The sequence below is a fragment of the Mangrovicoccus sp. HB161399 genome (assembly GCF_013184745.1).
Lineage (GTDB): Bacteria > Pseudomonadota > Alphaproteobacteria > Rhodobacterales > Rhodobacteraceae > Mangrovicoccus.
Genome location: NZ_JAATVU010000016.1, coordinates 36,588 through 58,987, shown reverse-complemented (window position 1 = coordinate 58,987; position 22,400 = coordinate 36,588). Strand labels below are relative to the sequence as shown.

The window sequence follows — 22,400 nt, the reverse complement described above, 5'->3', positions numbered from 1 at the left end:
CGCTTATCCTTTCACGGCGCCCGCGGTCAGACCGCGGATGAAATACTTTCCGGCGAGGACGTAGACGCCGAGCGTCGGCAGCCCGGCGATGATTGCGGCGGCCATGTCGACATTGTATTCCTTCACGCCGGTGGTCGAATTGACGATGTTGTTCAGTGCGACCGTCACCGGCTGCGATCCCGCCTGGCTGAACGAGACCCCGAAGAGGAAGTCGTTCCAGACATTCGTGAACTGCCAGATCACGGTGACCGTGACGATCGGCAGCGAAAGCGGCAGGAAGATCGAGGCGAAGATGCGGAAGAATCCCGCCCCGTCGATCTTCGCCGCGCGCACCAGTTCGCCGGGGACGGTGACATAGAAATTGCGGAAGAAGAGCGTGGTGAAGCCCAGCCCGTAGACGACATGCACCAGGACCAGCCCCGGAATCGAGCCCGCGAGGCCGAGCAGCCCCAGAACCCGCGCCATCGGCATCAGCACCACCTGGAACGGCAGGAAGCAGCCGAATAAGATCGCCCCGAAAAGGATGTTCGACCCCCGGAACCGCCAGTGCGACAGGGCATAGCCGTTCAACGCCCCTATAAGAGTCGAGAGGATGACCGCAGGGACCGCCATGGCCACCGAGTTCCAGAAAAACGGGCGCAGCCCTTCGCATTGGATGCCGGTGCAGGTGCCGGACCACGCCTTGCTCCAAGCTTCGAAGGTGATCTCGCGTGGCAGCGCGACGAGGCTGCCCGACTGGATTTCCTCCAGTCCCTTCAGCGAGGTCGTCACCATCACGAAAAGCGGCAGGAGGTAGAACGCCGCGAAGCCTGCCAGCATGGCATAAAGCCCGGCGCGCAACGCCATGCGGCGGAGCCGCGGCCGCGTAACGCGCATCCCGGCCGGGGCGGCGGAAAGGGGAACCGGCTGGTCAGTCATGCTTGGCCCTCAGTTCGGAATAGAGATAGGGCACCACGATGGCGAAGATCACCATCATCATCACCATCGCGGAGGAGGCGGCCTGGCCGAGATCCCCGCGCGAAAAGGCCATCGCGTACATGTAGGTCGCCGGCAGATCCGTGGCATAGCCCGGTCCGCCGCCGGTCATCGCCACGACCAAGTCGAAGCTCTTGATCGCCAGATGCGCCAGCACGATGAAAGCCGACATGAAGACCGGCGCCATCGAGGGCAGGATGATCGACGCATAGATGCGCCAGTCGGGGATGCCGTCCACCTGTGCGGCCTTGATGATCTCGCCGTCGACGGAACGCAGGCCCGCGAGGAACAGCGCCATCACGAAGCCCGAGGCCTGCCAGACGGCGGCGATCACGATGGCATAGATCGCCCGGTCCGGATCGACCAGCCAGTCGAAGCGGAACCCGTCGAACCCCCAGCGCTGCACCAGGGATTCCAGTCCCAGACCGGGATTGAGCATCCATTTCCAGGCTGTGCCGGTGACGATCATCGAGAGCGCCATCGGATAGAGGTAGATCGTCCGGATCAGCCCCTCAGCACGGATCTGCTGGTCGAGAAGGATCGCCAGCCATAGTCCAAGTACCATGCTGAGCAAGATGAACAGCAGGCCGAACACCATCAGGTTGCCCATCGCCATGTCCCAGCGCGGATTGTCGAACAGCCGCCGGTACTGGATCAGTCCCGCGAAGTCGTAGTTCGGCAGCAGCCGGGATTTCGTCAGGGAAATCCACGCGGTCCAGGCGATGAAGCCGTAAACAAAGACCGTCACGGCGGCGAAAGTCGGGGCCAGGATGATCTTCGGGATCTGCCGCTCGAGCCAGCTCAGCATCGCAGGTTCCTTCTTCGGACGGAAGCGCGCGGCCACAGCGGCCGCGCGGGGGGGTCACATCGAGTTCGCGATGGCGCGGCCGAGTTGCTCGACCGCCTCCTCCGACGACATGTCCGAGTTGAAATGCGCCGTGACCACATCGCTGATCGCGCCGGCCTGGGCTCCCCGCAGCGCCATGCCATGGGCGAAGGACGGCAGCAGACCGGCGTCGTCCGAGGCAGCGTTCATGTCCCGTGCCGAGAGCTGCGCGCAGCTGTCGAAGCCGTCGAGGCTCACGTCGCTGCGGACCGGGATGGACCCCTTGGCGAGGTTGAAAGTCTCCTGGAAGGACGGGCCGACAATCAGTTCGGCGAGGATCTCCTGGCCCTCGCGCGCATCGCCGGCACCGACATCGAACATCGCGAAGCTGTCGACATTGTAGAGGAAGCCGTCGCCCGGGGTCGAAGCACAGAGGAAGTCCTCGCCCGGCACCTTTCCCGCAGCGAGGAATTCGCCCTTGGCCCAGTCACCCATGATCTGGAAGGCAGCCTCGCCGTTCATCACCATGGCGGTCGCGAGGTTCCAGTCCCGGCCGGGAAAGTTGTCGTCGACAAAGCCGCGCAGGATGCGCATCTGGTCGAAGACCGCCGTCATCGTGTCCGAGCCGAGCGCCTCCTCGTCGAGATCGATCAGGGCCTTGCGGTAGAACTCGGTGCCGCCGATGCCGAGAACCACCGTCTCGAACACGGTCGCATCCTGCCATGCCTGGCCTCCGTGCGCCAATGGCGTGATGCCTGCGGCGATGAGCTTCTCGGCTGCCGCATTGAACTCCTCCCAGCTGGCAGGCATGCCAATGCCGTTCTGCGCCAGAACCTCGGCGTTGGCCCACATCCAGTCGACGCGATGCACGTTCACCGGAGCCGCGCACCAGGTTCCGCCGCATTTCATGTGGGCAGAAATAGCCTGCGGAAGCACCTGCTCCCAGTTCTGGGCGGCAGCGACGTCCGAGATGTCGGCCAGCACGCCTTCCTCGTACCATTCCTGGATCGCCGGGCCCTTCAGCTGCACCGCAGTCGGCGGATTGCCGGACAGCACCCGGGCGCGCAGCGCCGTCATCGCCGCATCGCCGCCGCCCCCTGCAACCGGCATGTCGGTCCAGCTGCCGCCGCGCGCGGCGAATTCCTGCTGCAGAACGGCGACAGCCTTTGCTTCTCCGCCCGAAGTCCACCAATGCAGGACCTCGGCCTGGGGCTCCGCACCCGCGGCACAGGGTGCCAGAACCGCAGCCGCCATGACTGCGCGGATCGCGCAATATCTCATTTCCGTCTCCTCCCTCACGCGGCCTTCGGGGCCGTCTATGCCCGATTAAGCCGCTGCCGCGGCCCGCGCACAACCGCCGAAATCCGGCTCCGGCCGCGGCTCCGGAAAATTCGTTCCGATCCGTGACAAAGCGTTACATTTCCCGGCAGGAACGGTGCTAGGACAGGGGCAGCAAACTACCGTTGGGGAGGAACGGTCGATGCCGATACCGAGGATTCTGGTCGTCGATGACGACCAGGAGATGCGCGACATGATGGTCGCCTATCTGCAGAAACAGGGCACGGTCGCCCTCGGCGCCGAGACGGAGGAAGACATCCGGGCCGCCCTGGCCACGGGCCGGCTCGACCTGATCCTGCTCGACGTGATGCTGGGCCGCCAGAACGGGGTCGAGATCTGCCGCCGCCTGCGCAAGGAACTGGATCTGCCGATCATCATCGTCTCGGCGCTCTCGGCCGACCAGCACCGAATGGCGGGCTATCGTGGCGGCGCGGACGACTACATTGCCAAGCCGTTCAACCCTGACCTGCTGATCGCGCGCATCCGTGCCGTCATGCGCCGGCTGCGCCGCAGCCCTTCGCTGGCCTATCGCCGCTCTGCCGGGACATGGACCTTCAGCGGCTGGACATTCGATGCCAAGGGCGACGAGATCCAGTCGCCGGACGGCTACCACGTGACGCTGTCGCAGCGCGAGACCCGCCTTCTGAAGCTGCTGCTGGCCAACCCTCACGTGCCCCTGACCCGGGAGGAAATCGCCGCCGGACTGGATGTTACCGGCGAGGAGACGGCCGATCCCGGCGGGCGCGCGATCGACATGCTGGTCGGCCGCCTGCGCTCGAAGATCGAGGCCGACCCGCGCAAGCCGCGGCTGCTGCGCACCGAGCGCAATGTCGGCTATGTGTTCGGCGCGGATGTCGTGCTTCAGGAGTGAGCTTGCGTGCTGAAGCGCCCGATGCGTCTCTCCGGAATATTCGGACTGTGGATCGTGCTGGCCTTCCTGTCGGGCATGGCTGCCTCGGTCCTGTGGTACGAGTCGCAGAGCGCCTGGGGCCGCTACCGCTCTGCCGCCTACCGGGCCGGCCAGAGCCTGTTTCCCGCCTTGGTCGCGGGCAGGCCGGATTTCTCGCCGCTGCCGGTGGTGCCGCTGGCGCCCGGCGAGGCGGCGTCCGCCGAACGTGGCGCCTTCGCGGAGATTGCCGGCGTGCCCTCCGGTGCCCGCAGCACATTGGTGACCGTTCGCGATTCCTTCATGCCGCCGCTGGCGCCGCCGGTCCTGTCCATCGCCATCCTGTCCAGCGGGCTGCACTATCCCGTGGCCGATATCGGCAGCGCGCCGGATCTCGCCGCGGCGCGCAAGCTGGGCTCCATCATCCGGGTAGTCGCCACCTACTGTGGCGATCCCGTGCTTCTGGCGCGCAATGCCGAGGGCGCGTGGTTCCGGATCGAGGGCAGCAGCATCTGGTCCTGCGCCGCCGTCCCCCGCGACAACCGGCTGATCGCAGGCGGGCTCGCGGTATTGGGTCTCGCGGCCGCTCTCTCGAGTGCAGGTCGCACCGCCCAAGCCTTCCGGCACTTCGCCGAAACACTTGCCGTGCGGCAGCAGCCCGGCAGCGCCGCCTTCCCGGCCGGCACCGGCCCGGCGGAACTGCGCGATATTTCCCTGGCGCTGGCCGCGCGGCTGGAGGAAGAGCAGGCCAGGATGGAAAAGCGCGCGGAATACCTGTCCCATGTCAGCCATGACCTCGGATCGCCGGCAACGCGGCTGCGGCTGCGCGCTGCGCTGATCGATGATCCGCAGCTGCGCGACCGGCTCAGCGCGGATATCGACCAGATGACCGGCATGATCGAAGGGGTTCTGGCCTATACCCGCACCGAGCTGGATGACGAACAGCCCAGGGAAATCTCGCTGAGCGCATTGCTCGCGGCCATTGCCGACGACTACCGGGACCTGGGCCTGCCGGTCCGCCTGCTGCAACTGCCCGAAGAGCATGTCTCCACAGCCGCCACCGTTTTCCTGAACCCTGCCGGGCGGCATGCGCTTCCCGCCGGGCGGCGGGTCCTGGTCACGGCGCGGGCCCGTGCGCTGCGGCGGGCCATCGTCAATCTGGCGGAAAACGCGCTCAAATACGGAGGTGCAGCCCGTCTTGGCCTGCAGGCCGACGCGAGTAGCGCATGCATCACCGTCGAGGACGATGGGGGCACCGTCGATCCGGCCCTGCTCCAGCAGCTGACTGCTCCGTTCCGCCGGGGGACGAACTGCGGCGGACAGGATGGCTTCGGGCTTGGCCTCGCCGTGGCGACGACCGTGGCGCAGCAGCACGGCGGCGAGCTGATCTTCGAACAGGCCGAGCGCGGCTTGCGGGTCCGGCTCTTGATCCGCCGCCTCTAGCAGGGTGCTGCCCTGCGGCAAAGCGCTTGCCGCCTGCCGCGACGATCCGCTCCAGCAGCCCTTCCAGATCGGGGTCTTGGACCGCAACATGGAGAGATGGTCGCGGGATTTCGGACCAGGTGTCAAGCTTTAGCGCCTGACGAAGACTGACCCGAGATGACGAAACGGAAACGCTATTCAGCGGAGTTCAAGGCGAAGGTGGCTCTCGAGGCCATCCGCGAGGAACTGACGACGGCCGAGCTGGCCAAGAGTTGAACGGCGAACGCCATCGGTCCGAGAGAGCCGTTCAACGATATCCATCCCACCATGATCAGCGGCTGGAAACGGATAGCCATCGAGAAGATGGCATCGGCCTTCGATACGAAGGCGGCTGCCGAGCCGATGGTTTCGGCAGCGGATGTGGAGAAACTTCACGCCAAGATCGGCCAGCTGGTCGTGGAGCGGGATTTTTTGTCGGAATCCTCTAGTCTCATCCCCGGCACTGGAGGCAGAAAGCGGTGAAGAAGGATCATCCCGGCCTCAGCGTGCGGCGGCAGTGCAGCCTGCTGTCGCTGGCCCGCTCGAGCCTCTACTACCAGCCGCGCGGCGAAAGCGCGGAGAACCTCGCCTTCATGGCGATCATCGATCGCCAGTTTCTCGAAACGCCGTGGTACGGCTCGCGCCAGATGGCCCGCCACATGCACAGAGAAGGGCACAAATGCGGGCGGCATCGCGTCAGGCGGCTGATGAAGCTCATGCGGCTGGTGCCGATCCGATGCCCGGCAGGGCATTGCGCAGCAATGTCCCGAGAGGGAACCAGGAGCCGAAGACCAGCAGGAAACACCCAGAGCACAAGATATATCCGTATCTCCTCAGAGACTTGGCCATCACCCGGCCGAACCAGGTCTGGTGCACCGACATCAGCTACATCCCGATGCGTCGTGGCTTCCTCTACCTCGTGGCCGTCATGGACTGGCATAGCCGGAAGGTGCTGAGCTGGCGTTTGTCGAATTCCATGGACGCGGGATTCTGCGTCGAGACCTTGAAAGAGGCGCTGGCGAAATACGGCGCGCCGGAGATCTTCAACAGCGATCAGGGATCCCAATTCACCAGCACCGACTTCACCGGCGCGCTGCACGACGCGAAAGTGAAAATCTCCATCGACGGGCGCGGCCGCTGGATCGACAACCGGATGATCGAGCGTCTGTGGCGCTCCCTGAAATACGAGTGCGTCTATCTGAACGCTTTCGAGACCGGGTCGGAGGCCCGCGAGGGGATCGGCGCCTGGATCAGCTATTGCAACGAGAGACGCCCGCACTCATCGCATGGGTTGCTGACGCCGGATGAGGCCTATGGTACCCGGACCCCGAACCTGAAGATCGCCGCCTGACGTGAAACCAATGCTATAGCTTGGCCCGGCGGCAAACTGGTCGAAAAATCGGGACCACCTCTGTAGGCCGTCGAAAGGTGCGCGATACGGAACTTGCCCCAGCCCGGGCCGAAGACATCGTCGCACATGGCGCCGATATCGCTGTCATCCTGTGCGATCTCGGTCGGCTCCATGATGACATAAAAACCCATGACATCGCGATAGAACGTGTAGGCGCAAGGCGATAATGTCACCCCGGAACAAAGCGAAAGTGTCACTCTCCCTGCTGGTGATGGCGAGGGAGAGCTTCCGTGGGATGGGTGTTGATGAGCGAACGCGAATTGGAGCGGGTCGACGTTCTGGCTCAGGTCGATGACGGGCGGCTGGGCATCGATGCCGGTGCAGGCATCCTGGGCGTCAGCCGCCGCCAGATGTTCCGGCTCCTGAAGCGTTGCCGTGGCGGCGGAGCTGCCTCGATCCGCCATGCATCCCGCGGACGGACGGCAGGCAACCGGATCCACGACGCCCGGCGCGATCTCGCGCTCTCCCTGGTTCGGGAGCACTTCACCGATTTCGGCCCGACGCTCGCGGCCGAGAAGCTGGCGAAACTGCACGGGATCCGGGTGTCGCGCGAGATGCTGCGGAAATGGATGGCCGAGGCGGAGATCTGGCTCCCGCGCCGGCAGAGGCACCGCATCCGCCAGCCGCGTCTGCGGCGGGACGCCCTGGGCGAGCTCATCCAGCCTCTCGGGACATTGCCTTCGGCAATGCCCTGACGGCCAGCGGATCGACGGCCCCGAACATCGGTGGCTCGAGGAATGAGCCGCCGGCGCGCCACCGGTCCGAGCGGTGGCGGTGAATGGGATCCGTGCACGCTGCTCGTGTTCATCGACGACGCCACCAGCACGCTGATGCACCTGGAATTCGCCCCCTCCGAAAGCACATGGTCCTACTTCGGCGCGCTCGAGCGGTATCTGGCCCGGCACGGCCGCCCCGTGGCCTTCTATTCCGACAAGCACACTGTCTTCCGCGTCCCGAAACCCGGCCAGCATTCCAGCGGGATGACCCAGTTCGGCCGGGCCCTGGCCGAGCTGCTGATCGAGATCCTCTGCGCCAATTCCAGCCAGGCCAAGGGCCGGGTCGAACGCGGCAACCGGACGCTGCAGGACCGGCCGGTGAAGGAGCTGCGGCAGGCCGGGATTTCCGGCTCTGAGGCTGCGAACGCCTTCCTGCCCGGCTTCGCGAAGCGCAGGAATGCGCGCTTCGCCGTCGCCCCGCTGCCGGGCCGCGACCTTCATCCTCCCTTGAACGTGCCTCCGGACCGGCTGCGAAACATCCTGTGTCTGCGCGACCAGCGCCAGCTCTGCAAGAAGCTGGCCATGGCCTATGCCCGCATGAAGCTGCTGGTGGAAGACAGCGATCTCTCCCGGTCCGCCGCGGGCCAGCATGCCGATGCCTGCGATTTGGCTGATGGCCGGCTCCAGGTCCGGCACAAGGGGGTGGCACTGCCCTTCCGGATCTTCGATCCCCATCAGCAGCGGGTGACCCACGCTGCCATCGCCGGGAACAAGCGCCTGTCGGTGGTCTTGGCGCATATCAAGGCCGGGCAGGAGAAACCACCGCCCCCGGTGACCGTGCCGCCATCGAGTGCCCATGCCGGGTACAGGAAGGAGGGCGGAAGGCGCCCGGGGCGCCCCTCGCGCCTGGAGCTTTGCACAAGGAAGCGCGCCGAAACCGCTGCCAGGCAGGCCTCCGATTGACGGAGGTCTCCGGCCTGCCCGGCTGCTCGCCGCATCGGCAGGGTGACATTTCCGCTTTGCACGATCGGTGACACTTCAGCTTTGCGTTTACATAGAACGCGACGGCCTTGTCGAGATCGGGCACGGACAGGCCGATATGCGAGAATGTGCGCGGGGTCGTCTGGATCATGTCGCTCTCCTGTGCGGTTTCCGCAGATATGGATTGCCCGCCTTGGCGCAGAAAATTATCATTTGTATAGAAAGGCATAATGAAATGGGTTGATGTCATGCTGAACGCGGCTTGGCTGGAGACCTTCGCCACGCTCTGCGACGAGGGACATTTCACCCGCGCCGCGGCGGTGCTGAACATGACCCAGCCGGGGGTGAGCCAGCATCTCAAGAAGCTTGAGGCGCAGATCGGCCAGCCGCTGCTGACGCGCGACGGAAAGAGCTTTTCCCTCACGCCCGCCGGCGAGGCGGTGCTTGCGGTTGCCAGACGCCGCCGCGAGGAGGAGCTGGTTCTGCGCGGAACTCTCCAGCATGACGATCCCGACCGGGGACGCGTGTCAATCGCCTGCTCGGGCTCGCTGGCGCTGCTGCTCCATCCACGGTTCATGGCCCTGATGGCTGCGGCGCCGGAGCTGTTCATCGTCCTCGAGGCCATGCCGCAGGTGAGGATCTTCGACTGCGTCCTCGACGGAAGCATCGATCTGGGCATCGCCGATCATTCCCCGGTCCACCCCAGGCTGGAAGGCCTGAGTGTCGGGCTGGACGAACTCTGCCTCATCCTCCCCGCTTGCCTCGGTTCGCCCGCAAGCTTCGCAGAGCTCGATGACCTTGGCTTCATCGCGCATCCGGACGGCTTTGCGCATGCCGACGAGCTGCTCGGCGCAAATTTTCCGGAATGCTATCCAGGCGCGGACCGCCTGCGGGCGCGCAGCTTCATCAATCAGATCGGCCAGATCCCCGAGCCGGTTCTGCACGGCCTAGGCTATACCATACTGCCGCGCAGTGGCCTCGGCGCGCATCCGGGCCGCAGCCGTCTGCAGGTCATGCCGCTATCCACGCCGGTGTGCCACGAGCTCTGGCTGATCCGCCGCCGCAACCAGCGTCTGCCTGCCCGTGCCCGCCGGGTCCAACAGGAGATCGAAGCAGAACTATCAGTGCTTTGATGCACGGCATGACGGCACGGTCCGCCACCGTCTCTGCCGAGTACAGAATATCGGGAATTGCAGAAAGAATACCGGTGTTCGGTACACCATACTGAAAAAATGGAGAATGCGCGCTATTTGAAAGCATCGGGCGTTCATGCCCGAACGCAGTGAACTGACGCAAGGAAACCGAGATGACCGACGAAACCACGCTGACAGTCATAGAGCTGGCACCGGTCATCGGGCAGTTCGGTTGGAAAACCGGATCGGACTTCGATGACTGGGGCTGGCCGGCATTTCGGCATGACCTGACTCCCACGCCGATCGACCCCTTGTGTCTTTCCGTTGATCTGTCGGTCATCCGGAATGCCGGCCAGCGAGGCTTTGCCTTGGAGATGCGCGGTGACCCGAGAAGGGCGTGACCACCTGGTCCCATGACTGTCCTGTCCCAGCAGCTTCCGGGCGAGCAGCACGTTCAGCTTCTGAAGCAAGGGGCCATCAAATGGCTGAGAATCCATACATTGTCGGCGGCGTCGTGCATCATGCACGCCTCCGGCGCGATACCCACAAGGACCTCCATGTCGCGGCGGTCGTCGACCATTTCGACCGCCTCCTCGGCGTCGAAAGCTTCCCCACGACCAGGCAGGGATATCGCCAGCTGCTCGCTTGGATGCGTTCCTTCGGCGATCTCCGGCGCATCGGGATCGAATGCTCGGGCAGCTATGGGGCGGGATTGCTGCGCTTCATGCAGGAGGCCGGGGTCACCGTGCTGGACGTCATCGCACCAGACAGGCTGGATCGGCGGCTGAGGGGCAAGAATGACGACTTCGATGCCGAAAGCGCCGCCCATGCCGCCTATGCGGAACGCCGCACGGTGACGCCGCGGAGCCGCGACGGGATGGTCGAAAGTCTCCGCGTTCTCAGGGTCTGCCGCAAGACAGCCATCCAGGCCAGGCGCATCGCCCTGCAGATGATCCAGACGACGATCGTCTGCGCCCCGGACAAGCTGCGGGACCCGCTGCGCAAGATGACCCGGATGCAGCTGATCCGCACCCTCGCGGCCTGGCGCCCGGACCTGTCCGCCTATCGCGAGGTGGACGTGGCGTATCGCATCTCCCTCAAGTTCCTGGCCCGGCGATATTTGGAGCTGCATGACGAGATCGCCGATCTGGACAAGATGATCGATGCCATCGTGAAGGATCGGACCCCGGAGCTTCTGGAGAGGCCCTGCGTCGGCATGAACAGCGCCGCGCAGCTGCTTCTGACGGCGGGGGACAACCCGGGGCGGCTGAAATCCGAAGCCAGCTTCGCCGCGCTCTGCGGCGTGAGCCCGGTGCCCGCCTCCTCGGGCAAGACGACCCGCCACCGGCTCAACCGCGGCGGAGACCGGGCGGCGAACAGCGCTCTGCACATCATCGCGATCGGGCGACTGAGGACTGATGCGAGGACATAGGCCTATGTCGCCCGGCGTGTCGCCGAGGGGAACTCGAAGCTCGAGGCGCTGCGCAGCCTGAAGCGCTACATCGCCCGCGAAGTCTTCGCCATCCTCCGGAAGGGCAATGCCCGCATCAGCCAGTCCCAGATCGTGCCTTGACTCTTAGAAGGGCATCAATGGGCGAGGGCGCGACGCGCCTTGCCGTCTTCCTCGAACCCACCTGCCCGTTCAGCGCCAAGGCCTTTGCAAAGCTCGGCCCGCTTCTCTCGGCCGCGGGCAGCGACCGGCTGACCATCGCCATCCAGATCCAGTCTCAGCCTTGGCACACCTTCTCGCCGGTCGTCAGCCGCAGCATCCTTGCCGCCTCGCTGACCGCAGGCGGCAAGGATGCTGCGCTGTCAGTGATGGAGAAGGTCTTCGCCCATCGCGAGGAGTTCGTCCTGGCCGACCATTCGCACGGCCCGAACATGGCGCTGTCCCCGGCTGACATCCTGGCCCGGATCGAGGAGCTTGGCGGCGTTGCGCTCGCCGAAGCCTTCGCGCTTCCGGAGGCGACTGACCTGATGAAGGCCCATGCCCGCTACTCCCGCAGGCGCGGCGTGCATGGATCGCCGAGCTTCATGGTCGACGGCGAGATGCGGGAAGACATGGGCAGCGGCGACACCGTCGAGAAATGGCTCGCCGACCTGAGGCTTGCCTGACCTCACATCATCCGCCGGATCAGCCCGGTCTTCCAGACGATCTGATGAGCGGCATGGCAACGAGCAGGGCGTAGAGCACGGCATGCGTGGCATGGGCCAAGGTCCCGGCCCATGAGTGTTCTTCGGCGGGAAGCTCCGGCCTGCCATGCCCCCTCCGCAGCCAGAGCCTCGCCAACATGGCCAGAAGGATGCCGCTCCCCGCCGGGATATATCCGAGCGAGGAGACATTGCAGACCGCCGCACCCTCGCGCATCAGTCCGTTGAACTGCCGCCGATACTATCGAAGGCAAGATATTGCAGCGCGACAAGCCTCACGACGATCCAGTGGAGGACCTTCTGGAACTTCGAGGAGCCGGCGGGGGTGGGCCGGTTCGTGATGGGAGGATCCCGGAAATCAGGCCAGATGCGTGCGGAACCAGTCGAGCGTCCGCTCCCAGGCCAGCGTCGCCGCCGCCTCGTCGAACCGCGGCGTGGAATCGTTGTGGAAACCGTGATTGGCGCCCTCGTAGATATGCGCCTCGTAGGTCTTGCCGGCCGCGTCGAGCGCCGCCTTGTAGGCCGGCCAGCCCGCATTCACCCGCTCGTCGAGCCCGCCGTAATGCAGGAGCAGCGGCGCCTCGATCTTCGGCACGTCCTCCGCCGCTGCTTGGCGGCCGTAGAACGGCACCGCCGCGCCCAGTTCCGGATAGGCCACAGCCGCCGCGTTCGACACCCCGCCGCCATAGCAGAAGCCGGTGATCCCGACCTTGCCGGTGACGGCCTCATCGGCCATCAGGTATTCGATGGCAGCGAAGAAGTCGTTCATCAGCTTCTCGCCGTCGACCTGGCGTTGCAGCTCGCGGCCCTCCTCGTCATTGCCCGGATAGCCGCCCATTGGCGTCAGCCCGTCGGGCGCCATGGCGATGAAGCCGGCCTTGGCCAGCCGCCGCGCGACATCCCGGATATAGGGGTTCAGCCCGCGGTTCTCATGGACGACGACAACGCCCGGCGCAGGCGCATCGCCGACCGGGCGGACGTAATAGGCGCGCATCTCGCCATGGCCGTTGGGCGAAGGATAGGTGATCCAGGTTGCCTTGATGTCCGGATCGTTGAAGCTAACCTGCTCGGCCATGGCGTAATCCGGCGACATCATGCCGAGGATCGCCGCCGCGGTCAGCCCGCCGACAGCGAACTTGCCCGCCCGGTCGAGGAACTGGCGCTTGGTGATCATGCCATGGGCATAGAAGTCGTAGAGCTCGAGCAGCTCGGGGCTGAAATCCTTCGCGGTCAGGCGGGGTTGTTGGGTCATGCGCGTCTCTCCCTTCGCGTCATTCGGCCGGTTCGGCCATGGATATGCCGGAGCGGCCAGGCAGGCGGACGCTCTCGACGATGAGGTATGTCACCGGTGTCAGGAACAGGGTCAGCAGGAAGGCGAAGCTCAGCCCGCCGGTGATCACGAGCCCGATGGCCACGCGTGCCTCTGCTCCGGCGCCGGTCGCGGTGGCCAGCGGCACTGCGCCGAGGATCGTGGCAATGGTGGTCATCATCACGGGTCGCAGCCGGGTCACGGCCCCTTCGAGCGCAGCCTTGCGCAGGCACAGGCCCTCTTCGCGCAGCTGGTTCGCGAACTCGACCATGAGGATGCCGTTCTTTGCCATGAGCCCGACCAACAGGACCAGACCGACCTGGCTGTAGATATTGACCGACTGCCCGGCCAAGGCAAGCGTCGCCACGGCCCCCGCCAGTCCCACCGGCACGGTGAGCATGATGGTCAGCGGCGTGCGGAAGCTCTCGAATTGCGCAGCCAGCACCAGGAAGACGATGGCGAGCGCCATGGCGAAGACCAGTGCCATGCCGTTCGAAGAATTGAGGAAGTCGGCTGCCTGGCCTTCCCAGGCAAGGCTCGCCCCGGCGGGAAGAGCGGACATCGCCGCCTCCACCCGTGCAACGGCTTCTGCAAGGTCCGTGCCCTCCACCAGATCGGCCTCCATCTCCACCGAATGCATCCGGTCATGACGGTTGACAGCAGGCGCCGCAGCACCGGTTTCGATGCTTGCGAAGGCCGAGAGCGGGATCAGGGCGCCGCGGTCATTGCGGATCATGACGCCCAGCATGTCCTCGACGGCATTGCGGTCATCGGGCGCGGCCTGCAGAACCACCGGATATTGCCGCCCGGCCGAAGTGAATTCGCCGACGCTGCGCGACGCGAAGAGCACCTGCAGCGTGCCGGCCACGGCTTGCGCGTCGAGGCCGAGATCCTGCGCCATGTCGCGGTCGACCGAGATGGTGGCGCCGGGCTGGTTGGCAGCATAGCCGAGCTCGACCTCTCCCAGCCCGCCATAGCCCTGCAGTCCGGCCCGCAGATCTTCCGCCCAAGCGGCAGCGGTCCCAATGTCGGGGCCGCCCAGCATCCATTGCAAGCTGCCGCTGCCGCTGCCGATGCCCAGCCCGCCGGAGGGGCGGATGCCCGTGGACACCTCGGTGATGCGGGCCAGCTGGGGGCGCAGCCCGGACATCACCTCGTCCAGCGTGCGGTCGCGTTCGTCCCAGGGCACAAGATTCACCAGGATCAGGGCACGGCGCACTTCGCCCCAGACGCCGACGATGGAGGTCACATCCGACACGATGCCATCTTCGCGCAGCGGCGCGAGCACGGCCTCGATCTTGCGCGCGGCGGCATCGGTCACTTCGAGCGTTGCTCCCTGCGGTGCGGAGGCGAAGATGCGGAACGACCCGCGATCCTCGTCGGGCGTCAATTGTTGCGGCAGTGACTGATAGGCGGTCCAGGCGGCCGCGAGGGCAAAGGCGGTCGTGGCCAGAAGTGGCACGGGATATGCCAGCACAGTGCCGAGAGCGGCACGGTAGCCGCGTTCGAGCCCGTCCATGATTGCGTCGACAGCACGCGACAGTAAGTTCGGCCGCGTCTCGGACGGCATCAGCATCATAGCCAGAACCGGCGACAGGCTGAGCGCGACGAAGCCCGAGACAGCTACGGCCACCGCCAGAACGATACCGAATTCTGCGAAAAGCTGGCCGATCTCGCCCTCCATGAAGCTCACCGGCAGAAACACGGCGATGAGGACGGCCGTGGTGGCGATGACGGCGAAGTTCACCTGGTTGGCGCCCTTGCGCGCCGCCTCGGCCCGGCTTGCGCCGAGCCGGCGGTGGCGCTGGATGTTCTCCAGAACGACGATGGCGTCGTCGACCACGAGGCCGATGGCCAGGATGGCGGCAAAGAGCGTCAGGATATTGATCGAGAACCCCAGCAGGAGCATGGCGAGCATCGCGCCCAAGATCGAGATCGGGATGGTCACCGCCGGCACCAAGGCGAGGCGCAGCGAGCCGAGGAACAGGAAGATCACCGCCGTGACCAAGAGCACTGCCTCGGCGAAGACATGGGCGACCTGACGGATCGACGTTTCGATGAAGACGGCCTCGTCCGAGGTGACCGAGATTTCCATCCCCTCGGGAAGGCCCGGACGGATGCGGTCGATCTCGGCGCGCACGGCTTGCGAGATTGCCACGGTGTTGGCCTGCGCCTGCGGCTGGATGCCGAGACCGAGCGAAGGCACACCGTTGGAGCGGAACAGGTTTTCGTTGTCGACTGGGGCAATCCCGATCCGAGCGACATCGCCCAGGCGCAGCGGCCGCGTTCCGCTGTCCTGCACGACGAGGTTCTCGAATTCGGAAACGGATCCGAAGCGGGTATCGGCCAGGATCTGCAGCTGGCGGAGGCCGGTATCGATCTCGCCTGCGGGAAGCTCGACATTGTTGGCCTGCAGCGCCGAGATTATGTCCCCGGCAGTGATTCCGTGGGCGGCCATGCGTGCCGTGTCCAGCCAGACCCGCATCGCAGGGGCGCGCTCGCCATAGACCTGCGCCGAAGCGACGCCAGGCAGGCGCGCCAGCCGGTCTGTCAGCGTCCGGTCGGCATAGTCGGAAAGTTCCAGCGATGTCATCGACGGCGAGGAGACGGCCAGGCGGATCACCGGATCGCCCTCGCTGTCGTTCTTCTCGACCTCCGGCGCATCCGCTTCCTCGGGCAGATCTCCTGCAACGCGGTCCACGGCGGTGCGCACGTCGTTGGTCGCGCTGTCGATATCGACCGACGGATCGAAGACAAGAACGGTGCGCATGCCACCCCTCTCGGATTCCGAGGTCATCGAGACCAGGCCGGCGACCCCTGCCAGCGCGCCTTCGATCACGGCGGTCACCTGTGCATCCACCACGTCGGGCGCCGCGCCGGTATAATCCACGCGCACCGTAACCTCGGCACTGTCGACCTGCGGCAGTTCCCGGACCGGCAGCCGGCTCATGGCCACCGCCCCGACGAGCACGATCAGCAAGTTGAGAACAGTGGCCAAGACCGGACGGCGCAGAGACAGGTCCGGCAGGCTCATTGCTCTGCCTCCGCCAGGCGCAAGCCGCCCGCGAGAGCCGCGATGTCCTCTCCGTCGGAGATGCGGTGCAGATTGCTGACGATGACCTCGTCTCCTGTGGCCAGACCGGAAAGCACCTCGGCCATGCCGTCACGGGTCTGGCCGATCTTCACCTCGGTCAGGACGGCGCGCCCGCCCCGCGCGACATGGACAAGCGTCCGGTTGCCATCCACTGAGAGCGCCTGCTCCGGCACGGCCGGTGCTTCGCGTTCATCGAGGATGAGGGCGACATCCATGTACATTCCACCCGAAAGCGCCGCATCGCCGTTGGCGATCTCGGCGCGGATGAGCACCGAGCGGGTCGCGCTCTCCACCCGCGCATCGATCCCGACGATCGCACCTTCGAAGAGGCGGCCGGGATAGGTGGCGGACCGGAGTTCGGCCCGCAGCCCGGGGCGCAGCGCGGCGCGATAGCGTTCCGGAACCCGGAAATCGACCTCGATGACAGAGGTGTCGTCAAGTGCCGCGATCACCGTGGAGGTAGTGACCAATTGCCCTGCGAGCACATCCGACAGACCGATCATGCCGGCAAACGGCGCGTGGAGGGTCCGGTCTGCAAGCGCGGCAGCCGCGAGGTCGCGCTCTGCCTCCGCCCGCAGGAAGGCGGCTTGCGCTGTCTGGGCCAGCGCATCGGTGCCGCTGCCGCGGGCCAAGAGCGCCTCCTGCCGCTCCAGCGCGGCGCGCGCCTCCGCCAGCGTGGCCTCCGCTGCCTTGAGCGTGGCCTGCTCGACCTCGTCGTCCAACCGCAGGATCGGCTGGCCGGGAGAAATTGTCTCGCCTGCAGCGAAGAGCACTGCGGTCACCCGGCCCGTCGCGTCGGGTGTCAGGTCGATGGCGCGATGGGCCCGTGCCGTTCCGATGGCGGTGATGCGGGTGGAGAAGGTCCCGCTGGCGACCGGCATGGTTTTCACCTCCAGCGGTGCCCGGCTGCGCGGGCCCTGCGCGGCCTCTGCCGGAGCAGCGGAAAGCCAACGTTCGGACAGATGCAGCCCGCCGAGGCCGGCGCCGAGGATAGTCGCTGATCCGACAAGAACGCGGAGGGCTTTCATTGGACGGTCTCCGAAAGAATTCGCCTAGGTGGAAACTATGGGATAGCCGCGATGCAGCAAGTGATTTTATCGTGTGTTTGCATGATGTTGTCAGCTCAGGTTTGTCTCAGGTTGATGGCGTAGCATGGTCATTCGGCCGACAGTTCGGAAAGCGGATCTCGACGATCAGGCCACCAAGCGCCGGACCAGTTCCAAGTGCAATCTCCGCACCCAGACGTCCGGCGACACTGGCAACGATCGAAAGCCCGAGCCCGGCACCAGATGCAGCCGCCCCGCTGCCGCGCCGGAACCGGTCAAAGGCTGCGGCACGGTCCTGTTCCGGGATGCCCGGACCCGAGTCCTCCACCCGGAGCACAGGACATCCGTCGTCGATCCCGCAGGACAGCAAGATATCGGCACCGTTGCCTGAATGGCGAATGGCATTTTCCAGCAGGTTGCGCACCAGCATGTCTATGTCGGCCGGATGCGACGGAACGCTGGCCTTCCGGCAGTCGAGATCCAGTTCCTTGCCGGCATGCACCGCAAGCGGAAACAGCTCCGCCGCGACGCCGATGGCCTCCAGATCGAGCCTGACAGGGCCGGGTGGCGCCAGTGGCACGGCTTCGGCACGGGCAAGAGCCAAAAGCTGCGTGACCACGCGCGCGGCTCTATCGACGCCGCGCTGCACCCGCTCCAGCGCCGCGGCGGTGTCGGCGTCAAGCGCGGCGGGCTCGATGGTCTCAAGTTGCGCACGGATTGCCGTCAGCGGCGTCCGGAGTTCGTGGCTGGCATCAGAGACAAAGCGCCGTTCCGCCGCAAGCGTCCGGCCAAGACGCTCCAGCAGTCCGTTGAGGGAACGGACGATCGGCAGCAGTTCCTTCGGCAGGCCGGCTTCCTCCAGAGGTGCCAGCGCCTCCGCATGGCGGCTGCGGATGTCGTGGCTCAACTGGTCAACCGGCCCGAGCACGCGGGCCATGGCGATCGCGAAGGTGGCAACCATGACGGCAAATCCTGCGAGCATCGGCACCGCCGCACCGCCCGCGAGGTTCCAGGCCAGCTGCCGCACCTCCTCTCTTTCGAGCCCAGCAATCACTTCGATCCTGCCATCGCGCGACCGGGCGCGCTCCACATACCAGGCTGTCGGCAGCATCTCAGGCTCAGGCGCGTTGGCAGTGCGCAGGAGGATCTCGTCTCCGGCCATGACGATGACGAAATAGTTGCGGTCCCGCCGCCGCCGCACGCTCTCGCCGATCTCGGCCGCCGACAGGGCGCTCTGGTCCAGGACATCGGCGGTCACATTCGCGAGGTGTCCGATCTGATCCGTATAGGCGTCCTGCACCTCGTCCCAGGCACGCCAGAAGATGAATGCCGAAGCAGCCAGCCATATGGCGGCCAGCACGGCAAACATGCGCATGAGCCTGCGCCGAAGGCTGGCCGAGCGGCCAATCAAGGCATCATGTAGCCGACGCCGCGCAACGTGCGGATGCGCCCGGCCCCTACTTTGCGGCGAAGCGATGAGATCAGAACCTCCACCGTGTTGCTTTCCGCACCTTCTTCCCATCCGTAGAGCAGCTCGGCGATCCGATCTTTCGACACGACGCGGCCGCGCTGCTCCATCAAGCAGACGAGAAGGCGGAATTCCTGGCGTGGCAGCACCAGCGGCCGGCCATCGAGGGTGACCGCGTTCGAAGCGGGTTCGGCGCAGAGGCCGTCCACGACGATCCGGTCCTCGGCCCGGCCATTCGCGCGCCGCGCCAGCGCTCGGCAACGCGCGCCAAGTTCGCGGATATCGAACGGTTTCAGCAGATAGTCATCGGCCCCCAGATCGAGTCCCCGGATCCGGTCCTCCACCCCGTCCCGCGCCGTAAGCACGAGGACCGGGGTCGCATCACGTCCGCTGCGCAGGCCGCGCAGCAAATCGAAGCCGTCGCCATCGGGCAGGCCAAGATCGAGAACGATCACCTCGAAGCCGCCGACCGCCATCGCCGCCGAAGCCTCCGCGGCCGTCCGCAGCCATGCGACATCGGCCAAGCCCCGACCGAGCCCACGACAGATTGCATCGCCGACCAAGTCGTCATCCTCGACCAGAAGTATTCGCATTCGCCACCGTGCCTGCCGTCTCTTCGCTACATATAGCATGCAAATGTGAGCCGAAGCTGAGAACCGCCGATGGAGTGCCGCTAGGCAGGTCTGCCCGCAATAGCCTTGGCTTATGGAGGGCGCCGCAGTTCCAATGCGGCCCGGCCTGTTGCACGCGAAGATCGGCTTACATGTCTTGCACGACACTGCCGAAAGCAAAGGTCAAACCATGACGACCATCAGAAATGCCGTGAACATCCGGACCAGCCCGACCGCCCTGTGGGCAACCCTGACCCAGATAGATGGGCTTCGCAGATGGCACCGCGGCACCGTCGAGGGCGAGGTTGCGCCGGGCTCTCTATTGATCCTCCGACCCAAGCCCGGCCTGCGCTTCGACTGGCATACGACCGTGGCTGAGCCCGCCGCGAGGTTGGTCCTGGAGGCTGCAGGAAGCAGCAGCCGGAAGGTGAGCTTCATTCTGAGCGACCTTCCGGAAGGCCGGATCAGGCTGGATGTCGAAGACGAAGGCTGGGATGGGACCGACCCGTCCATGGCGATCTGCAGCACCGAATGGGGTGCGGCGCTCGACCGCCTGAGGAGCCATCTCGAAGAGGCCCGGCCCTTGCAGGAGCTGAACGCATGAAAGATGCAGATGATACCGCAGTTGACGCGAAGCGGGATTACGAAATCCGCGCTGCAGGCGACGCGCACCCGATGGGATGGGAGACCCCGGCGATCAACGACCTGCGCTCTGCGCTGGATCACCTGGGCAAGTTCGAAGGCGAAATCTACCAGACCGGCGTGCCGGTAGATCCGAGGGCAGAACTGGCCGGAGTCTACCGCTTCATCGGCGCCGGCGCCACGGTGCAGCCGCCGCGCCGCCGGGGGCCGGCGATGCTGTTCAACAGCGTCAAGGGCCATGAAGGCTCGCGGGTGCTGGTCGGCCTCCTCGCTTCGCGGCGCCGAGTATCGCGGCTGCTGGGGGCACCCGAGCGCGAGCTGGGCAAGCAGATGGGCCGGGCACGTCACATCGTGACCCCGCCGCGCGATGTTCCGCAATCAGATGCCCCCTGCCAGGAAATCATTCACCGCGCGACAGACGAAGGCTTCGACCTGAGGAAAATCCTGCCGGCGCCGACCAATACCGAAGAGGATGCCGGGCCGTATTTCTGCATGGGGCTGCTTCTTGGCTCCGATCCCGACGACCGGGACAATGTCGATGTCACCATCCACCGCCTCTGCGTGCAGTCGGCGGACGAGCTGACGATCTTCTTTGCGCCCGGCCGCCATATCGACGCCTTCCGCCGGAAGGCCGAGGCGCGCGGCGAACCGCTGCCCGTCACAGTCAACATGGGCCTCGATCCGGCGATCTATATCGGCGCGGAATTCGAGGCACCGACAACGCCGTTCGGTTTCGACGAGCTCTGCGTGGCAGGAGGCTTGCGCGGCGTGCCGGTGGAGCTGACCCAGGCCGTTTCGGTAAGACAGCGCGCGATCGCCCGCGCCGAAATCGTGATCGAAGGCGAGATTCTACCCGGCATGCGCATGGCCGAGGACCGAAGTACCGGCACCGGCAAGGCGATGCCGGAATTCCCGGGCTATACCGGCGATGCGAACCCGTCCCTGCCCGTTCTGAAGGTCAAGGCAATCACGACCCGGCGGAATCCGATCCTCGAAACACTTGTCGGCCCCGGAGAAGAGCATGTCTCGATGGCCGGGATACCGACCGAGGCGTCGATCTGGAACGCTTGCGAAGACGCGCTGCCGGGGCTGGTGCAAAATGTCTACGCCCATCCTTCCGGCGGCGGCAAGTTCCTCGCAATCCTGCAGGTGAGAAAACGCAGCGCCGCCGATGACGGAATGGCAAAGCAGGCCGCGGTCATCGCGCTTGCGGTCTACCGCGAACTCAAGACCGTGATCCTTGTCGACGAAGATGTCGATCTCTTCGACAGCGACGACGTGCTCTGGGCGATGCAGACACGCTATGTCGGCGATCTCGACACCACGTTCCTTCCGGGCTTGACCGGGCACGTGCTCGACCCGACGCAGCAGCCATCCTATGATCCGCGGGTCTCCACTAAAGGAACCACGAGCAAGACCATCTTCGACTGCACTGTGCCCCATGGGCTGAAGGAACACTTCGTCCGCGCGAAATTCCAGCTGGTCGACGCATCGAAATGGGCGCCCGATCTCTATGACGACGCGCGCCGCGCCGGAGAACGGGCCATTCTGGAAGGCACCTTCCAGATCGGCAAAGAGGAAGGCAACCGATGAGCCGTGACCGCCTGATCGTCGGCATCACCGGCGCAACCGGGATCATCTATGGCGTACGCGCTCTGCAGGCTTTGCGCGACGCCGGGGTGGAAAGCCATCTGGTCGTGTCGAAGGCCGGAGAGATGACCCGAGATTACGAGACCGACCTCTCGCGCCAAGATCTCATGGACATGGCCGATGTGGTGCATCCGATCGGCGATGTCGGAGCCTCCATTGCCTCGGGGTCGTTCCGGACCTTGGGAATGTTGGTCGCCCCCTGTTCCGTGCGCACGCTGGCCGAGGTCGCGACCGGCGTCACGACTACGTTGCTGACCCGCGCCGCGGATGCCTGCCTGAAGGAACGGCGGCGGCTGGTGATGATGGTGCGCGAAGCTCCGCTGTCTCTGATTCATATCCGCAACATGGCGGCTGTGACCGAAATGGGCGGCATCATCCACCCGCCGGTCCCGGCCTTCTACACCCATCCCCGGAGCGTCGAAGATATCGTGGATCATGCTCTCGGCCGCGCACTCGATTGTTTCGGCATCGAGATGCCCGACATGCCGCGCTGGACCGGCGAAAACCGTCGCGGGAGGGATGCTGCGGACGCGTCGCCTGTCATCCCGCTCCGGCAGGACGGGCAGTGAACATGCATCCGATCCCGGTGCGGTCGCGATTCAACCGCAACCTCGCTCGCGCGCTGATGTCCGCCATGCCGGCAGACCGCGCGGCCAGTTCGCGGAGATTGGCAATCTGCCATGCTGAAATCCGGGCAAGGAA

The 22,400-nt window shown here is 65.6% G+C and carries 18 protein-coding genes and 4 pseudogenes; 12 read left to right on the top strand and 10 right to left on the bottom strand.

The annotated features are described in order from the left end of the window. Positions 1 to 3: 3 nt before the first annotated feature. The 3 genes from HCC78_RS11425 to HCC78_RS11415 are packed head-to-tail and all read right to left on the bottom strand — an operon-like array spanning position 4 to position 3,082. Entirely contained in the window at positions 4 to 918 is a 915-nt protein-coding gene (locus HCC78_RS11425) for a carbohydrate ABC transporter permease (RefSeq protein WP_172328903.1), read from the bottom strand. Continuing rightward, complete coding sequence (locus HCC78_RS11420; protein WP_172328902.1) at positions 911 to 1,783, bottom strand: carbohydrate ABC transporter permease; 873 nt, start codon at positions 1,781 to 1,783, stop codon at positions 911 to 913. Before HCC78_RS11420 ends, HCC78_RS11425 begins: the two co-directional genes overlap by 8 nt. Before the next feature lie 54 nt (positions 1,784 to 1,837). Then, positions 1,838 to 3,082, bottom strand: coding sequence for an ABC transporter substrate-binding protein (locus HCC78_RS11415; RefSeq protein ID WP_172328901.1), 1,245 nt, complete (start codon positions 3,080 to 3,082; stop codon positions 1,838 to 1,840). Between the two features lie 199 nt (positions 3,083 to 3,281). Between HCC78_RS11415 and HCC78_RS11410 the strand changes: the two genes are divergently transcribed. The 3 genes and pseudogenes from HCC78_RS11410 (at position 3,282) to HCC78_RS11400 (ending at position 6,837) form a co-directional block, all read left to right on the top strand. Continuing rightward, positions 3,282 to 4,010 (top strand): response regulator transcription factor, encoded by a 729-nt coding sequence (locus HCC78_RS11410; protein WP_172328900.1) that lies wholly within the window; start codon positions 3,282 to 3,284, stop codon positions 4,008 to 4,010. A gap of 168 nt (positions 4,011 to 4,178) precedes the next feature. Further along, entirely contained in the window at positions 4,179 to 5,468 is a 1,290-nt protein-coding gene (locus tag HCC78_RS11405) for a sensor histidine kinase KdpD (RefSeq protein ID WP_172328899.1), read from the top strand. 156 nt (positions 5,469 to 5,624) lie between these two features. Further along, positions 5,625 to 6,837, top strand: a pseudogene (locus HCC78_RS11400) (IS3 family transposase). 52 nt (positions 6,838 to 6,889) lie between these two features. On the opposite strand, the pseudogene HCC78_RS11395 reads toward HCC78_RS11400, so the two are convergent. Then, positions 6,890 to 7,028: pseudogene (locus tag HCC78_RS11395) on the bottom strand (glyoxalase); the annotation flags it as partial. Positions 7,029 to 7,142: 114 nt separating this feature from the next. Between HCC78_RS11395 and HCC78_RS11390 the strand changes: the two are divergent. Both HCC78_RS11390 and HCC78_RS11385 read left to right on the top strand, forming a co-directional pair. After that, positions 7,143 to 7,592 carry a helix-turn-helix domain-containing protein gene (locus HCC78_RS11390; RefSeq protein WP_172328898.1) on the top strand — a complete coding sequence of 150 codons (450 nt, stop codon included), beginning with the start codon at positions 7,143 to 7,145 and terminating at the stop codon, positions 7,590 to 7,592. 42 nt (positions 7,593 to 7,634) lie between these two features. Continuing rightward, on the top strand, positions 7,635 to 8,576 hold the full coding sequence (locus HCC78_RS11385; RefSeq protein WP_172328897.1) for a hypothetical protein: 942 nt from the start codon (positions 7,635 to 7,637) through the stop codon (positions 8,574 to 8,576). A gap of 91 nt (positions 8,577 to 8,667) precedes the next feature. On the opposite strand, the pseudogene HCC78_RS34780 reads toward HCC78_RS11385, so the two are convergent. Then, positions 8,668 to 8,742 (bottom strand): annotated as a pseudogene (locus HCC78_RS34780) (glyoxalase); the annotation flags it as partial. Positions 8,743 to 8,842: 100 nt separating this feature from the next. On the opposite strand from HCC78_RS34780, the gene HCC78_RS11380 reads away from it, so the two are divergent. The 4 genes and pseudogenes from HCC78_RS11380 (at position 8,843) to HCC78_RS11365 (ending at position 11,842) form a co-directional block, all read left to right on the top strand. Further along, a complete protein-coding gene (locus HCC78_RS11380; RefSeq protein ID WP_172328956.1) occupies positions 8,843 to 9,727 on the top strand; it encodes a LysR family transcriptional regulator in 885 nt (294 codons plus the stop codon). Positions 9,728 to 9,900: 173 nt separating this feature from the next. Further along, positions 9,901 to 10,128 carry a hypothetical protein gene (locus tag HCC78_RS11375; protein WP_172328896.1) on the top strand — a complete coding sequence of 76 codons (228 nt, stop codon included), beginning with the start codon at positions 9,901 to 9,903 and terminating at the stop codon, positions 10,126 to 10,128. A gap of 80 nt (positions 10,129 to 10,208) precedes the next feature. After that, positions 10,209 to 11,300, top strand: a pseudogene (locus HCC78_RS11370) (IS110 family transposase). Positions 11,301 to 11,317: 17 nt separating this feature from the next. Next, positions 11,318 to 11,842, top strand: coding sequence for a thioredoxin (locus tag HCC78_RS11365; RefSeq protein ID WP_172328895.1), 525 nt, complete (start codon positions 11,318 to 11,320; stop codon positions 11,840 to 11,842). Positions 11,843 to 12,236: 394 nt separating this feature from the next. Here HCC78_RS11365 and yghX read toward each other — a convergent pair whose 3' ends face one another. The 5 genes from yghX to HCC78_RS11340 all read right to left on the bottom strand — a co-directional run bounded on the left by yghX (position 12,237) and on the right by HCC78_RS11340 (position 19,388). Beyond that, positions 12,237 to 13,130 (bottom strand): YghX family hydrolase, encoded by an 894-nt coding sequence (gene yghX / locus HCC78_RS11360; RefSeq protein ID WP_172328894.1) that lies wholly within the window; start codon positions 13,128 to 13,130, stop codon positions 12,237 to 12,239. Between the two features lie 19 nt (positions 13,131 to 13,149). Beyond that, positions 13,150 to 16,221, bottom strand: coding sequence for an efflux RND transporter permease subunit (locus HCC78_RS11355; protein ID WP_172328893.1), 3,072 nt, complete (start codon positions 16,219 to 16,221; stop codon positions 13,150 to 13,152). Then, the gene (locus HCC78_RS11350; protein WP_172328892.1) at positions 16,218 to 17,309 is read right to left on the bottom strand and encodes an efflux RND transporter periplasmic adaptor subunit; all 1,092 of its coding nucleotides are present in this window, start codon (positions 17,307 to 17,309) and stop codon (positions 16,218 to 16,220) included. Before HCC78_RS11350 ends, HCC78_RS11355 begins: the two co-directional genes overlap by 4 nt. A 106-nt stretch (positions 17,310 to 17,415) precedes the next feature. After that, positions 17,416 to 18,696 (bottom strand): ATP-binding protein, encoded by a 1,281-nt coding sequence (locus HCC78_RS11345; protein WP_172328891.1) that lies wholly within the window; start codon positions 18,694 to 18,696, stop codon positions 17,416 to 17,418. A 38-nt stretch (positions 18,697 to 18,734) separates the two neighbouring features. Continuing rightward, entirely contained in the window at positions 18,735 to 19,388 is a 654-nt protein-coding gene (locus tag HCC78_RS11340) for a response regulator transcription factor (protein ID WP_172328890.1), read from the bottom strand. A gap of 208 nt (positions 19,389 to 19,596) precedes the next feature. Here HCC78_RS11340 and HCC78_RS11335 point away from each other — a divergent pair, with 208 nt between their 5' ends. Genes HCC78_RS11335 through HCC78_RS11325 form a run of 3 tightly spaced genes read left to right on the top strand, consistent with a single transcriptional unit; the run spans position 19,597 to position 22,267 of the window. Beyond that, positions 19,597 to 20,010, top strand: a complete 414-nt coding sequence (locus HCC78_RS11335) for an SRPBCC domain-containing protein (RefSeq protein WP_172328889.1) — start codon at positions 19,597 to 19,599, stop codon at positions 20,008 to 20,010. After that, complete coding sequence (locus HCC78_RS11330; RefSeq protein ID WP_216671120.1) at positions 20,007 to 21,641, top strand: UbiD family decarboxylase; 1,635 nt, start codon at positions 20,007 to 20,009, stop codon at positions 21,639 to 21,641. The genes HCC78_RS11335 and HCC78_RS11330 overlap by 4 nt, the downstream gene beginning before the upstream one ends. Then, entirely contained in the window at positions 21,638 to 22,267 is a 630-nt protein-coding gene (locus HCC78_RS11325) for a UbiX family flavin prenyltransferase (protein WP_172328888.1), read from the top strand. Before HCC78_RS11330 ends, HCC78_RS11325 begins: the two co-directional genes overlap by 4 nt. Positions 22,268 to 22,400 lie beyond the last annotated feature (133 nt).